We start from the raw sequence: 13678 nt of genomic DNA, 5'->3' as shown, positions 1-13678 counted from the left end.
CGTCCCGCCCGTGTCCGAGGTGAGGATCATCTACCGCAAGTACGGCGGATCGCTGCACTGGCACCACCACGCCCGGGTGCTGGGTGAGGACGAGCACGGCGTCTGGGCCGGTTGTCCCTCCGGGATGATCGCTCAGCGGGGACATGAGCCCCCCACGGTCTTCGAGTTCGCGTCCGTCATCCTGTTTCCCCGCGACGCGTGGTGGACGGCGGCGTTCAACGCCCCGCCGCACAAGGCGGAGATCTACTGCGACATCACGACGGTGCCCGTCCGCGGCGACGGCCGGATCACCATGGCCGACCTCGACCTCGACGTGCTCCGGATGCGCGACGGCCGGCTGATCCTGGACGACGAGGACGAGTTCGCCGAGCACCAGGTGCGGTACGCGTACCCGGAGGAAATCATCCGGCAGGCGGAGCGGTCGGCCGCCTGGCTGATGGAGGCCGTGGGCGCGCGGACCGGCCCCTTCGGCGGCGCCCACGACCGCTGGCTCTCTCGCGTGACCTGAGCGCCTCAGCGGACCGTGACAGCGCCTTCGGCGGGCTCCTGCCCGCCGATGTCATCCCCGGTCTCCGGGATCACCTTGGGCACGCCGCGCAGCGCGAACGGCGCGGCGACCGCGAGCACGAGCAGGATGGCCGCGCCGGTCAGCACGGTGACGTGGATGCCCTCGACGAACGCCTGCCGCGCGGCCCGGGCGACGGCCCCCGCGGCGTCGCCCGGGAGCGCGGCGGCGGCCTTCAGCGCGCCCGCCAGTGTGTCGCGGGCCTCGGCCGCCGCGTCGTCGGGCAGCCCGGGCGGAAGCACCAGGCCGCTGCGGTAGGCGGTGGTCAGCACCGTGCCGAGCACGGCGATGCCGAGCGCGCCGCCCATCTCCTGAGCGGTCTCCGAGATCGCGCTCGCCGCGCCGGCCCGCTCCTTGGGCACGGAGGCGAGCAGCGTGTCGCCGGTCACCGCGAACGTGAAGCCCATGCCGACGCCCTGGATGAGCATGGCGACGAGCATGTAGAGGTAGGGCGTCTCGGTGTCGATCCGGCTGAACAGGATGAATCCGATCGCGGTCAGCGCCAGCCCGAGGCTGACGACCGGCCCGCGTCCCCACCGGTGCACGAGCACCCCCGACAGCGCGCCGCCGACGCCTCCGGCGAGGCCGCCCGGCATGCCGGCGAGCCCGGCGGTCAGCGGCGACCAGCCCATGACGAGCTGGAAATACTGAGCGAAGACCACCGACATGGCGAGCATCGCGAAGATCGCGACCAGTTGGGCGCCGACCGTGGCCGCGAACGCGCGCCGCCGGAACAACGCCACATCGATCAGGGGCTCGGCCAGCCGGGTCTGTCGGCGGACGAACACGACCAGCGCGGCGATCCCGATCACCGCCGCGGCGATCACGGGAACCTGCGCGACACCGCCGGTCGCGGCCTCCTTCATCGCGTAGATCAGACCGAGCACGCCCACGGCGGACAACGGGACGCTGACGAGGTCGAGCCTGCCGGGACGGGGGTTGCGCGACTCGGGCAGCACGACGAGCCCGGCGGCCAGGACGGCCACGACGACGGGCACGTTGATCAGGAACACCGAGCCCCACCAGAAGTGGTCGAGCAGCAGGCCGCCGACGATGGGCCCGAGGGCGAACCCCACGGCGGAGACGCTGCTCCATATGCCGACGGCCGTGGTCCGCTCCTTCGGGTCGGGGAACACGTTGCGGACCAGCGACAACGTCGAAGGCATGATCGTCGCGCCGGCCACCCCGAGCAGGGCGCGGGCGGCGATCAACAGCGGGGCGTTCGGAGCGTACGCCGTCAGCAGCGAGGTCGCGCCGAAGGCGGCCAGGCCGATGAGCAGCAGGCGCCTGCGCCCGATCCGGTCGCCGAGGTTGCCCATGGTGATGAGCAGCGCGGCCAGCGCGAAGCCGTAGATGTCGGCGATCCACAGCAACTGGGTGGCCGTGGGCGCCAGGTCCTCGCCCAGTTTCGGAAGGGCGAGGTGCAGCACGGTGAGGTCGATGGACAGCAGGAGCACGGCCAGGCAGGCGATGACCAGCGTGCCCCACTTACGAGAGGTGTCGTTCATGCCCGCAGCGTCCGCCCGTACGCTGACGGATCACCCACCGAGCGCTGACAGGTGCCCTTCGACGATGGTCAGCGCCGCCGCATCCGTGTCCGCGGTGATCGCCATCCGCTCGCGCGCGTACGCCATGCCCTGGCCGTACGCCCGGTCGAACGCGTCGCCGCCGAGGGCGGCCCGGGAGTGTGCCTCGACCCGGGCGACGTCCGGGTCGCCCGCGGCCGGGGCCCCGCGCAGGGCGGCGCCCACGCCCAGCAGCCACGCGGACCGGCCGGGATCCCCCTCCAGCAGCGCGACACCGGCGACTCCCTCCGCGACCGCGGCGGTCATCCCGAAGCTGCGGCGGGTGCCGGGCATGGTGGTGAGGGCGCGGCGGTGCCACGCCAGCGCCTCGGCGGCCGACTCGGAGTTCTGCGCGGCCCAGCCGAGCGCGAGGTAGACGCGCGAGCGCGTCTCCTCGACGTTGAACCACGCGGTCGTGCACTCCGCCAGGGCCGCCTCGTACCGGCGCCGGGCCCCGGCCATGTCGCCGTCCAGCCTGGCGAGCTCGCCGAGCCCGAGGAGCGCCGCGGCGAGCACCTCCGGGGCGCCCGTGCGGCGGGACAGCGCGGCGGCACGGTCGTAGTCGTCTTTCGCGGCGTCCACGCGCCCGGAGCGCATCCGTGCCCAGGCGCGCCGGCAGAGGGTCTCCGCGACGTCCGACGTCGCGCCGAGCCGCTCGGCCAGCTCGAGCGCCTCGTTCACCAGCGCCTCGACCTGTTCGTGATCTCCCCGCCGGTCGGCGATGTCCGCCACCGCGGACAGGATGATCACCAGGACCCACAGGTCGCCGATGGAACGCGCCTCTCGGAGCGCTTCGGCGAGCTCCTGTTCCGCCTCCGCGAGCCGGCCGTCGAACATCTTCAGATAAGAGAGGCTGAAGCGGCTGAGCGCCTGCGTCCACGGATCGCGCTTGAGCGCGTCGAACAGGCCCCCCATGTCGTGGAACTCCTCCCGCGGGGGCGGGCCGTTGATCAAGGCGTGCAGAACGAGGAGGAACGGCTGCCGGGGCGGCATGGGCAGGGTGTAGGTCCGGCGGACGGCCTCGGCCACGCGGGTGTCCAGGCCGGGGCCGCTCATTCCGCCCCAGGCCACGAGGCAGGCGCACACGATGTACTCCTCTTCCAGCCCCTCGGGCGGCGCGGAGCCGATCCTGCCGAGCAGTTCGGCGGCCGGCCTGGCCGCCTCCCCACGCAGGCCGCGCAGGATCCAGTAGCCGGCTATGGCCGACAGCAGCCGCAGCCCGCCCTCCACGTCGCCCGCGCGGGCGGCCCGGCGCAGCGCGGCGGTGAGGTTCTCGTGCTCGCCGTCCAGCCGGCGCAGCCACTCGATCTGGCGGGGGCCGCGCAGGTGCGGGTCGGCTGTCGTGGCCAGGTCCAGGACGTACGCGAGGTGGGCCTTCCGCATGGGCTCGCTCTCGCCGGCCTCGGTCAGCCGTTCGGCACAGAACGCCCGGATCGTCTCCAGCATCCGGTAGCGGTCGTCCACCACTTCGACGAGGGACTTGTCCACCAGGGAGGCGAGCACGCCGTCGGTGTCGGGCAGACCGCACACCCGCTCGGCGGCTTCCAGCGTCGCGCCGCCCGCGAACACCGTCAGCCGCCGCGCGAGCGCGCGTTCCGGCTCGTCGAGCAGGTCCCAGCTCCACTCGACGACCGCGCGCAGCGTCCGGTGGCGCGGCTGCGCCGTACGGCTGCCGCGGGACAGCAACGCGAAGCGGGGCGCATCGCCCTCCGCCACGGGGTCGCCGTCGTCGCTGCCCAGCCGGGCGGCGATCTGAGCCAGGGGCAGCGAGCGCAGCCGCGCCGCGGCGAGCTCGACGGCCAGCGGCAGCCCGTCCAGCGCCCGGCAGATCCGCAGCACGTGCTCGACATCGCCGGGACCGAAGGCGATGCCGGGCCGTACGGCGGCCGCCCGTTCGGCGAACAGCCGCACGGCCGGATAGGCGAGCGCGTCTTCGACGGCGGGCTCACTGCCGGGCGGAGGGACCCGCAGCGGGGGAACCGGGCACAGGCGCTCGCCGGTGATGCCGAGCGCCTCCCGTCCGGTGGCCAGCACGCGCAGGGCGGGGCACGCGGCGAGCAGCCGGTCGGCGAGCCGGGCCGCCTCCTCCACGACGTGCTCGCAGTTGTCGAGCACGAGCAGCATCGGCCGCAGGGTGAGGGCCGCGACCAGGCGGGCGACGGGATCGGCGGTGCCGTGCCGAGTGCCGGGAGTGGGGATGGCCACGGCGGTCTCGCGCAGCCCGAGCGCGCCGAGCACGGCCTGCGGCACGTCGGCGCCGTCGGTGAGCGGGGCCAGTTCCACGAGGCAGACCTCGCCCGGCCACCGGGCGGCCGCCTCGATCGCCAGCCGGGTCTTGCCGGTGCCGCCCGGACCGGTGAGCGTCACCAGCCGCGCCTCGGCGAGCAGCGCGTCGATGCGCTCCAGTTCGGCGGCGCGGCCCACGAGAGAGGTGAGCGGGACCGGCCGCCCGCCGGGTACGGCGGTGGAGGCGGGAGCGAGGGCCGGATCGGAGCGCAGCACGGCGAGGTGGATCGCGGACAGCTCGGCCGCCGGGTCGGCGCCCAGCTCGTCGGCGAGGACCCGCCGGGCGTCCTCGAAGACGGCCAGCGCCTCCGCCGGGCGGCCGGCCGCGTACAGCGCGCGCATGAGCTGCCCGCGCGAGCGCTCCCGCAGCGGGTGGGCGGCGACCCGTTCCTGCAGCTCGGACAGCAGGTCGCGATGCCGCCCGAGGGCCAGGCCGGCCTCGGCGAGGTCCTCGGCCGCCGACAGGCGCAGCTCCTCCAGCCGGGCCGCCTGTGCGGGCGCGAACGGCGCGTCGGGCACGTCCGCGAGCGCCGGCCCGCGCCACAGCGCGAGCGCGGCGCCGAGGAGATCGGCGGCCCGGGCGGGGTCGCCCGCGTCGAGCGCCCGCCGCCCCTCGGCCGCCAGCCGTTCGAAGCGCGAGGCGTCCACGTCGTCCGGGTCCACCGCCAGCCGGTAGCCGGCTGGTTCCCGCACGACCAGGTCGCCCAGGCCGCCGAGGCCGGCGAGGTGCCGGCGCAGCCGCGACACCTGGGCCTGCAGCGCGTTGGCCGCCCCGGACGGAGGTTCGGCGCCGTACAGGCCGTCGATCAGGCGGTCGGTGGTGACCACCCGCCCCGCGTTGAGGAGCAGCAGGCCGAGCAGCGCCCGCAGCCCGGGCCCGCCGACCGGGACCGGGCGCTCGCCGTCGGGCCGCGCCTCCGTCGGGCCGAGGATGCCGAACCGCATGCCCATGATTGTCCCGCAACGCCGCGCGTCGATGCAGGGGGTAGCCGCTGACCCGGCCTCCTGACCCGGCACGGCCGCCGTACGACGTGATGGGCCGGACTTGTTGACTCTCACGCTACGGGAGGCCGCAGGCTGGGTCTCGAAAAGGAAGAAGGGGTCGTATTCACAGGGATACCGGCGCCGGGTGAATCCGCTCTCGTCGCTGGAATGCCGTGCCGGAACCCGGTGTCTCGGCAGGGAATTTCCCGTCGAGGCGCATGTGTGTTCTTCGGAGCCGTGATCACCAGGAAAGGTGCAGAGGATGATGGTTTTCAGGAAGTCCGCCGTCGTGGCCGCGATCTGCGCGGTTTCTTTCTCCACCACGCTGCCGGCCTTCGCCGGTCCCAAGGTCTTGAGCAGTGGAGAGACGTGCGGTTATTGGGGGCCGGTCGACGGATTCGGCGACGACAAGTTGCCCGGTCTCCAGATTCAGTCCTGCGTCCGCTGGGCGGTGGCGGACGACGGGCACGTCTCGAAAGGCGCGCGAGTCAGGATCCGGAACACCCACCCGTCCAACACCTACACGGTGACCGCCGCGCAGTCGAAGATGTCCTGGGAAAGCTTCTACACCAATCAGGACCTGGTGGGCGATTACCTGCCGACCGCCCAGGCCGAGGCCATCCATCCCGCTGGGTGGGACCCGTCCCCGGGCGTCGCCGATTATCAGATCTCCAGGGCTTACGCGGCGAAGACGAACGCAAACTGGACGCTGGACATGACCACCTTTTCCGGAACGGTCAGAACCTCTCCCAACGACTACCACTGACACGGCCGGCGCCACAGGGATAACACGCGGCGAGGCGAGTTCCCGTCGCGTTTTCTTGGCCGCTCTACCTGAGGGGCGCTGCCGTATTCGAGAGCGGAGTTCCGATGCCGACAAGAACGATCAGGCGATCTTTCCGCGCGGCTACAGCCGTGCTTGCCGTGATGGCCGGGCTGGTTCTGCCGGCGCCGCCGGCCGCCGCCGCCGGCGGACTCAGATTCGAAGAGTTCAAGTGCTACATGGCCAGTGCGGAGGACGGGGACGACAGCCCGTACTTCGTCGTGTTCGTGGGACGGCCTGACGGCACCAACATGACCACCAGGGTCCGCAAGTCCTGGTGGGACGACAACGTGGACACCGGATATGTGTCGAAGCCGCAGCATCTCGTCACCTCCTATGCCCCCAACAATTCGCTCGTGGTGGTGACACTGGTCGAAGAGGACGTCAATCCTGATCTCGGGCAGAGCGAGATCAACAGCCTCGCCTTCGCCATGAACAACTACTGGCAGGACTACCGGCACGCGGACAAGGCGTACACGAGCGAGAAGATGAGGCAGGCCATGAGCGCCAGCCTCGACGCCAGACTCGCGAACGACGATTTCATAGGCACCGACAGCGAATGGGTGACGACCCAGTCGGGCTGGCTTCCGCGTTTGGAGTTCGACGACCACTCGAGCCTGTACCGAGCCTGGCTGCGCATGGCCTGACGCCGCGCGGAGCTCAATCGAAACACCCTGGACGAGGATGGGGAATTCATGCCAGTCAAACTCACACCGCACATCCTCCGCCTGGGAGCGGTGGGTGCAGCCCTGCTCCTGGGAGTGTCACCGCAAGGGTCCGCGATCGCGGCCGCGGATCCTCCGTTCCGCGTCATGGGTTACGTGGTCGAAGTGGAGTTCGCCGATGTGCGGCTCAACTCCGTGGACGACTGCGAGGCAATAGCGTCGAACTGTGATCGGGCCGAGGTGTACGGCACGATCTTCGCTCAGTCCAGTTCGGGAAAGAGCGATCCCTATCCGTACCGGAACCTCGGCACGTGGGGCGGCGCTCCCGGGGCGTGCCCGGGGACCAGCACCCCCGACTATTACTTCTGGTGGGAAGACAACAAGAGTTGCCTGCGCGGCATGCTCGAGGACACGACGTACGCCTTCGCCGACGCCCACATGTGCTCGGCTGAGACATATTCGTCCTGTGGGACGGATTATCGGAAGCCGAACAACAGGTTCCGCGTCAAGGTCAGGCACAACGAGTCGATCAAAACCTACATCCATTTCCGGGACTTCGACGAGTTGAGCGGTGACGAGGACGTCTGCCGGACCTGGCAGTGGTGGGGGCCGTACACCTTGGACCAGCTGAAGACGCTGGACAGCACCGGAACGATCAATTCCTCCCCCGGCAACGGAGCCGGCGACTGCACCCTGCACGTCCGCCTACGGGCCGTCCAGCCGTTCGCCGGCCTCGGCTGAGGTCAGGGACACGTGGCCCGCCATGCCCGGAACGGTGCGGTGAGCGGGTTCCGGGCATGGCGGGCGGCTCCGCCGGCAGGCGGTCAGCGGCGGACGGCCTCCGCGATCGCCTTCAGCCGGGCCGCGGAGGCGAGGCCGCCGTGATACCAGTGGATCTCGGCGGCGCCGGCCGCCGTGTAGGCCTCGGCCAGGAACGACAGCGCCGCGCCGTCCGCCGGGCGCGGGGGCAGGGCCAGCACGTACGCGCCCACGCGCGGGCCGAGCCGGCCCAGGGCGCGCAGCCCGGCCTCGTCCACCTCGGGGGCGTTCCAGCAGTTGCCGACGAGCAGGTCCACGTCCACCCCCTCGGGGACGGTCGCGAACGGGCCGGTCGCCCACGGGTCGGCGTTGGCGTGCAGGGCGATCTTCAGGTCCGGCCGCACCGCCCTGGCCTCGGCGAGCAGCAGGTCGCGCAGTTCGCCCGCCAGCCCTGCGCGCAGGTCGCGCATCGGGACGGCCAGGTCGCCGAGCGCGTCCTCGACCGAGCCCGGCGCGCCGTCGACGCCCGCCCTGACCCGGGCTCGCACTTCGGCGACGTCCAGCCCGGCCGCCTCGTAGCGGCGTACGCAGCCCGCGCAGAAGCACAGCGACAGCAGCGCGATCTGCGCGGGCGACCAGTCCGCGCCGTCGGTCTTCTCGTGGTGGCCGCCGTGGCGGAAGCCGAGCGCGCCGCACGCCTCCAGGATCAGCGCGTCCGGGTCGCCGGCCTCGACGACCTCGTGGACCAGCGTGCGGCAGTAGTCGCGCACGTCGGCCGCCGCCGGGCACAGCGCGTACGGATAGAGCTCACCGAAGGCGTTGGTGACGACCAGGTCGGGGTTGGCCGAGCCGAGCAGCGTGTTGTGGGTCAGCACGGTCCACGCCTGGACCGGCAGGCCCGCGGCGCGCAGGGCGTCCCTGGCCTCACCGAACGGGTCGGCCGACGCCATCCACGACGGTGTGCCCGGCACCAGCCGGTTGCCCTTCCACGCCTCCTCGCGTACGGGGACGTAGCAGGCGGCGTGCCGCGCCTCGACCAGCCGGTGGGCCGGATGGGCGGGGGTCGCCGCGCGGGTGGTGTGGTAGGACGCGGCGAGCGCCACGGCGTCGACGCCGAGCGCCTTGAGGCGGGCGGCGGCGCCGGGGTCGCCGACGATGTCCCAGGGGTAGGCGTAGATGACGTTCACCAGCGTGGCCTCCGTGCGGAGAAGGACGGGTCGACGGACCTCATGTACGTCGTGTCGTCGCGGGAGCGGACCCCGCACTTCTCATACTGCTCGTTCATGATTGCGAGGGCGTCGCGGTCGAGTTCCACCCCGAGCCCCGGGCCGTCCGGCACCGGGACCGCGCCGTTCACGAACCGCAGCCCGCCTTTACCGCCCGAAGATGGGGCGACCACGTCCTGGCCGTCCTGCCAGGGGGTGTGGGTGTCGCAGGCGTGGGTGACCGCCGGGGTGGCGGCGGCAAGATGGGTCATCGCGGCCAGGCTGATGCCGAGGTGGGAGTTGGAGTGCATGGACAGCTCGATGCCGAAGGTCTCGCACAGCGTGGCGATGTGCGCCGAGCGCACCAGACCGCCCCAGTAGTGGTGGTCGGTGAGCAGCACGCCGATGGCTCCCTGGCGTACGGCCGGAGGGATGTGCTCGGGGGTGACGACGCACATGTTCGTGGCGAGCGGCATCGGCACCTCGGCCGCGACCCGGGCCATGCCCTCGATGCCCTCGGTGGGGTCCTCCAGGTATTCGAGCACGCCGTCGAGCTCGCGGCCCACCCGGATCGAGGTCTCCACGCTCCAGACGGCGTTGGGGTCGAGGCGCAGCGGGTGTTCGGGGAAGGCGTCCCGCAGCGCGCGGATCGCCTCGACCTCCTGCTCGGGCGGGAACACGCCGCCCTTGAGCTTGATCGAGCGGAAGCCGTACCGGCCGATCAGCAGGCGGGCCTGCTCGACCACCCCCTCGGGGTCGAGTGCGGCGCCGAAGCCGTCCTCCGGCGCGCCCGGATGGCCCGCCCACTTGTAGAACAGGTAGGCGCTGTACGGCACGGCGTCGCGCACCCTGCCGCCGAGCAGGTCCACGACGGGCCGGCCCGCCGCCTTGCCGCGGATGTCCAGGCAGGCGACCTCGAAGGGGGAGAAGATCCGGTCGACGGTCTTGGCCCGCGAGGAGGTGCCGGTCAGGCCGTGCAGGTCGGTGACGACGTCGGCCCCGACGAGACCGGCCACGGTGGCGTACATCGCGTTGTGGCCGTAGACGTCGTGGCCGATCAGCGCCTCGGCGGCGGCCCGCACCCGCACGAGGTGGTCGAGGTCGCCGTAGGTCTCCCCCAGGCCGGTCAGCCCCTCGTCGGTGACGACCTCGACGACCGTGCGCAGCGCCCACGGCTCGTGGACACCGGCGGCGTTGAGCAGCGGCGGGTCGCGGAAGGCGACCGGCGTGACGTTGATCTCGCGAATCCTCATCCGGCTCCTCACCCGACGATGTCCAGTCCGGTCGCGATCAGCTTCTCCAGCCGGGCGACGTGCTCGGGGGCCGCGTCGACCAGCGGCGGCCGCACCCGGCCCACGTCGAGGCCGCGCAGGGCGACGCCCGCCTTGACGAGCGAGACGGCGTAGCCGGGCACGAGGTCGCGCAGCTCGACCAGCGGGCGGTAGAAACCGGCGAGCAGACGCCGGACGAGGTCGTCGTCCCCGGTGGTCACGGCCTTGTGGAAGGCCAGCGCCACCTCGGGGAGGAAGCAGAACACGGCGGAGGAGTACAGGCTCACGCCGATCCCCCGGTAGGCGGGCACGGTCATCTCCGCTGTCGGCAGCCCGTTGAAGAAGGTGAAGTCGCGGTCGCTCGCCTCCCGTACGGCGAGGACGATGCGCTGCATGGCGTCGATGTCGCCGAGGCCGTCCTTGAACCCGACGACGTTGGGGATCCCGGTCAGCGCCGCCGCGGCGGCGGCCGTGAAGCGGGCGTTGGCCCGCTGGTAGACGATGATCGGCAGGTCGGTGGACGCCGCGACCTCGCGGACGTAGCGCACCAGCCCGTCGGCGGGGGCGCTGACCAGGTAGGGCGGCAGCAGCAGCAGGCCGTCCGCGCCCGCCTCGGCGGCCCTGCGCGCGCACTCCCGGGCGAACGGGAGCGAGCCGCCGGCGCCGGACAGGACGGGGACCCGCCCGCCGGTCGACTCGACGGCGATCCGCACCACCCGCGCGTACTCGTCGATGCCCAGGGCGTTGAACTCGCCCGTGCCGCAGGCGGCGAACACCCCGCCCGCGCCCTCGGTCACCCCTTGGATCACGTGCTTGGCCAGCACGTCCTCGGCCAGCTCACCGTCCGTGCCGAACGGTGTGACCGGAAAGAAGAGAACGCCGTCGAGCTGCATCCGCCCACTCCCTCGGGTGTCCATATACATGGACAAAGTTCTTAAATATGTCCACGAAGCTAGCTGGGTGATTCCGCGAAAGTCAACTTCGTCAGCCTCTGGCCGGGCCGCTGGTCTGCCCCGCCGTAGTGGCGGCCGTCGGACGCCTGGGCGGCCTTCAGGCGAGGTCCGCCACCGCGCCGCCGGCCGGCGGCGGGTGGGTCAAGAAGCGATCTCGGGTCAGATATGTGAATCATGCCCGTACTTGTGAACACTCAGGGATTGCTGGGAGACTGAGGCACATGCGAATTCTCATGACCGGCGCGGCGGGCGGCGTCGGCACCCTGCTGCGACCCCGGCTGGCCAGGGAGGGGCGCGTGCTGCGCCTGCTCGACGTCGTCCCGCTGGAGGCGGGGCGGGGTGAGGAGGCGGTGACCGCCGACATCACCGACCCGGAGGCGATGGACGCGGCGATGGACGGCGTGGACGCGGTGCTCCACCTGGGCGGCCACAGCCTCGAACAGCCGTGGGCGGACATCCTGCAGGTCAACATCAACGGCACCTACGTGGTGCTGGAGGCCGCGAGGCGGGCCGGAGTGCGCCACGTCGTGCTGGCCAGCAGCAACCACGCGGTCGGGTTCTTCCCGCGCAGCGCCGGCGAGGCCCCCGACTACCTGTTCCCGCGCCCGGACACCTTCTACGGCGTGAGCAAGGTGACCAAGGAGGCGCTCGGCTCGCTCTACCACGACCGGTACGGCATGCAGGTGACCTGCCTGCGCATCGGATCGTGCTTCGAGCAGCCCAAGGACGTACGCATGCTGTCGACCTGGCTGTCCCCGGACGACTGCGCCCGGCTGGTCGAGGCGTCGCTGGCGGCCGACGGCTTCCACGTGGTGTGGGGCGTGTCGGCCAACACGCGCCGCTGGTGGTCACTGGAGGAGGGCCGGGCCATCGGCTACGAGCCCAAGGACGACTCGGAGGCCTACGCCGAGAAGCTGATCGCCGAGCACGGTGAGCCCGACCTCGGCGAGCTGCCGCACTCGCTGGTCGGCGGGGCGTTCTGCGGCCCCCGCTACGACGTCGAGAACCTCACGGCGGGGGGATGAGGTGACCAACCAGGTGAACCATGCCGTTCAGGGAGCGGTCGAGCGGGCCGCCGCCGCGGGCGAGGCGTGGCGGACGACGCCCCCGGCCGAGCGCGCCACCGTGCTCGAAGGCGTCGCCGACGCCCTGCTCAAGCACGCCGAGGAGCTGTGGCCGGCCGCCGCCGAGGAGACCCGGCTGCCGGAGGCGCGGCTGCGCGGCGAGATCGCCCGCACGGCCGCGCAGTTCCGGCTGTTCGCCGACGTCCTGCGGGACGGCGGATGGGTCGAGGCCGTGATCGACCACCCCGACCCCGGCGCCACCCCGCCGCGTCCCGACGTGCGCCGGATGAACCACCCGCTCGGCGTCGTGGCCGTCTTCGCGGCCAGCAACTTCCCCTTCGCGTTCTCGGTGGCGGGCGGCGACACGGTGTCGGCGCTCGCGGCCGGCTGCCCGGTCGTGGTCAAGGCCCACGAGGGGCATCCCCGCACCTCCGACCTGACCGCCTCCGTCGTACGGCAGGCCCTGCCCGACCCCGACCTGCTCGGGCTCGTGCACGGGTTCGAGGCGGGGGCCCCGCTGGTGCAGCACCCGCTCGTCACGGCGGCCGGCTTCACCGGCTCGCTCGCGGGCGGGAAGGCGATCCGGAAGCTGATCGACGAGCGGCCCGACCCCATCCCGTTCTACGGCGAGCTGGGTAGCGTCAACCCGGTCGTCGTGCTGCCCTCGGCCGACCCCGCCGAGGTGGCCTCCGGGTTCGCGGCCTCGCTGACGCTGGGGGTGGGACAGTTCTGCACCAACCCCGGCCTGCTGTTCGTCCCCGCGGAAGGAGGGTACGAGCAGGCCGTCGCCGAGGCGGTCGCCGGCACCACCGGCGGGCCCATGCTGACCGCCAAGATCCGCGAAGGCTACCTGCGGGCGTCCGGCCGGCTGGCCGAGCGGCTCCCCGTGCTGGCCGGCGGGGGCGCGGTGGACGGCATCACCCCGCAGGTCTTCGCCGCCGACCTGCAGGCGTTCGCGGACGGGCTGCCCGAGCTGGGGGAGGAGTGCTTCGGCCCGTCGGCGATCGTCGTCCGCTACCGCGACCCCGCCGACCTGCCCGCCGTGCTGCGCCGGCTGCCCGGGTCGCTGACCGCGACCGTCCACGCGGCCGGGCCCGAGGAGGCCCGCGACCTCGTGCCGGTCCTGCGCCGGCTGGCCGGGCGGCTCATCTGGAACGGCTGGCCGACCGGCGTCGCCGTCTGCTGGGCGATGCATCACGGCGGTCCCTGGCCCGCCTCCACCGCCCCGGCGCACACCTCCGTCGGCGCGGCCTCGATCAGACGGTGGACGACCCCCGTGGCGTACCAGGACTGGCCGCACGACCTGCTGCCGCCGGAGCTGCGCGACGACAACCCCCTCGGCGTGCCGCAACGGGTGGACGGCCGCCCGCGCGTCTGACGCCGCCCGCGCGCGTTTCCGCGCCGCTTCCGCTCCGGGGAAGCGGCGCGGAAACGCGGCAGCCGGGATATCGGCGGGAAAGGGCGCAGGTCCGCCTGCTCGCTCCGGACGCCCGCCCCGGGTGATCGGCGGGGCGTCTCGATAGCCTGGACTCCCAGGT

11 protein-coding genes are annotated in these 13678 nt (G+C 72.5%); 6 read left to right on the top strand and 5 right to left on the bottom strand.

The features are described 5' to 3' along the window. Positions 1–10 precede the first annotated feature (10 nt). On the top strand, positions 11–508 hold the full coding sequence (locus ABZ857_RS07405) for a DUF402 domain-containing protein (RefSeq protein ID WP_357038988.1): 498 nt from the start codon (positions 11–13) through the stop codon (positions 506–508). Positions 509–513: 5 nt separating this feature from the next. Here the strand turns inward: ABZ857_RS07405 and ABZ857_RS07400 are convergent, their stop codons facing one another. Together ABZ857_RS07400 and ABZ857_RS07395 are read right to left on the bottom strand one after the other, a co-directional pair. After that, on the bottom strand, positions 514–2073 hold the full coding sequence (locus tag ABZ857_RS07400; protein WP_357038985.1) for a DHA2 family efflux MFS transporter permease subunit: 1560 nt from the start codon (positions 2071–2073) through the stop codon (positions 514–516). Positions 2074–2103: 30 nt separating this feature from the next. Then, on the bottom strand, positions 2104–5361 hold the full coding sequence (locus ABZ857_RS07395; protein ID WP_357038982.1) for a BTAD domain-containing putative transcriptional regulator: 3258 nt from the start codon (positions 5359–5361) through the stop codon (positions 2104–2106). A 301-nt stretch (positions 5362–5662) separates the two neighbouring features. On the opposite strand from ABZ857_RS07395, the gene ABZ857_RS07390 reads away from it, so the two are divergent. The 3 genes from ABZ857_RS07390 to ABZ857_RS07380 all read left to right on the top strand — a co-directional run bounded on the left by ABZ857_RS07390 (position 5663) and on the right by ABZ857_RS07380 (position 7629). After that, complete coding sequence (locus tag ABZ857_RS07390) at positions 5663–6166, top strand: hypothetical protein (RefSeq protein ID WP_357038980.1); 504 nt, start codon at positions 5663–5665, stop codon at positions 6164–6166. A gap of 104 nt (positions 6167–6270) precedes the next feature. Continuing rightward, positions 6271–6870 carry a hypothetical protein gene (locus ABZ857_RS07385; protein WP_357038977.1) on the top strand — a complete coding sequence of 200 codons (600 nt, stop codon included), beginning with the start codon at positions 6271–6273 and terminating at the stop codon, positions 6868–6870. Positions 6871–7035: 165 nt separating this feature from the next. Continuing rightward, positions 7036–7629: a hypothetical protein gene (locus ABZ857_RS07380; protein ID WP_357038974.1), complete on the top strand. Its 594-nt coding sequence runs from the start codon at positions 7036–7038 to the stop codon at positions 7627–7629. An 83-nt stretch (positions 7630–7712) separates the two neighbouring features. On the opposite strand, the gene ABZ857_RS07375 is transcribed toward ABZ857_RS07380, so the two are convergent. From ABZ857_RS07375 to ABZ857_RS07365, 3 genes are read right to left on the bottom strand one after another with little or no spacing between them, the layout of a single operon-like run. Continuing rightward, a complete protein-coding gene (locus ABZ857_RS07375; protein ID WP_357038971.1) occupies positions 7713–8834 on the bottom strand; it encodes a hypothetical protein in 1122 nt (373 codons plus the stop codon). Then, the gene (locus ABZ857_RS07370) at positions 8831–10105 is read right to left on the bottom strand and encodes a glucarate dehydratase family protein (protein ID WP_357038968.1); all 1275 of its coding nucleotides are present in this window, start codon (positions 10103–10105) and stop codon (positions 8831–8833) included. Before ABZ857_RS07370 ends, ABZ857_RS07375 begins: the two co-directional genes overlap by 4 nt. A gap of 8 nt (positions 10106–10113) precedes the next feature. After that, positions 10114–11016, bottom strand: a complete 903-nt coding sequence (locus ABZ857_RS07365) for a 5-dehydro-4-deoxyglucarate dehydratase (protein WP_357038965.1) — start codon at positions 11014–11016, stop codon at positions 10114–10116. Positions 11017–11297: 281 nt separating this feature from the next. On the opposite strand from ABZ857_RS07365, the gene ABZ857_RS07360 reads away from it, so the two are divergent. After that, on the top strand, positions 11298–12101 hold the full coding sequence (locus tag ABZ857_RS07360; RefSeq protein WP_357038963.1) for an NAD(P)-dependent oxidoreductase: 804 nt from the start codon (positions 11298–11300) through the stop codon (positions 12099–12101). Positions 12102–12114: 13 nt separating this feature from the next. Continuing rightward, positions 12115–13518, top strand: a complete 1404-nt coding sequence (locus tag ABZ857_RS07355; RefSeq protein WP_357038960.1) for an aldehyde dehydrogenase (NADP(+)) — start codon at positions 12115–12117, stop codon at positions 13516–13518. Positions 13519–13678: the final 160 nt, after the last annotated feature.

This window comes from Microbispora sp. NPDC046933, from assembly GCF_040644635.1.
Lineage (GTDB): Bacteria > Actinomycetota > Actinomycetes > Streptosporangiales > Streptosporangiaceae > Microbispora.
Note: the sequence above shows the minus strand (reverse complement) of the source record. Positions and strands in the feature narration are given on the sequence as shown.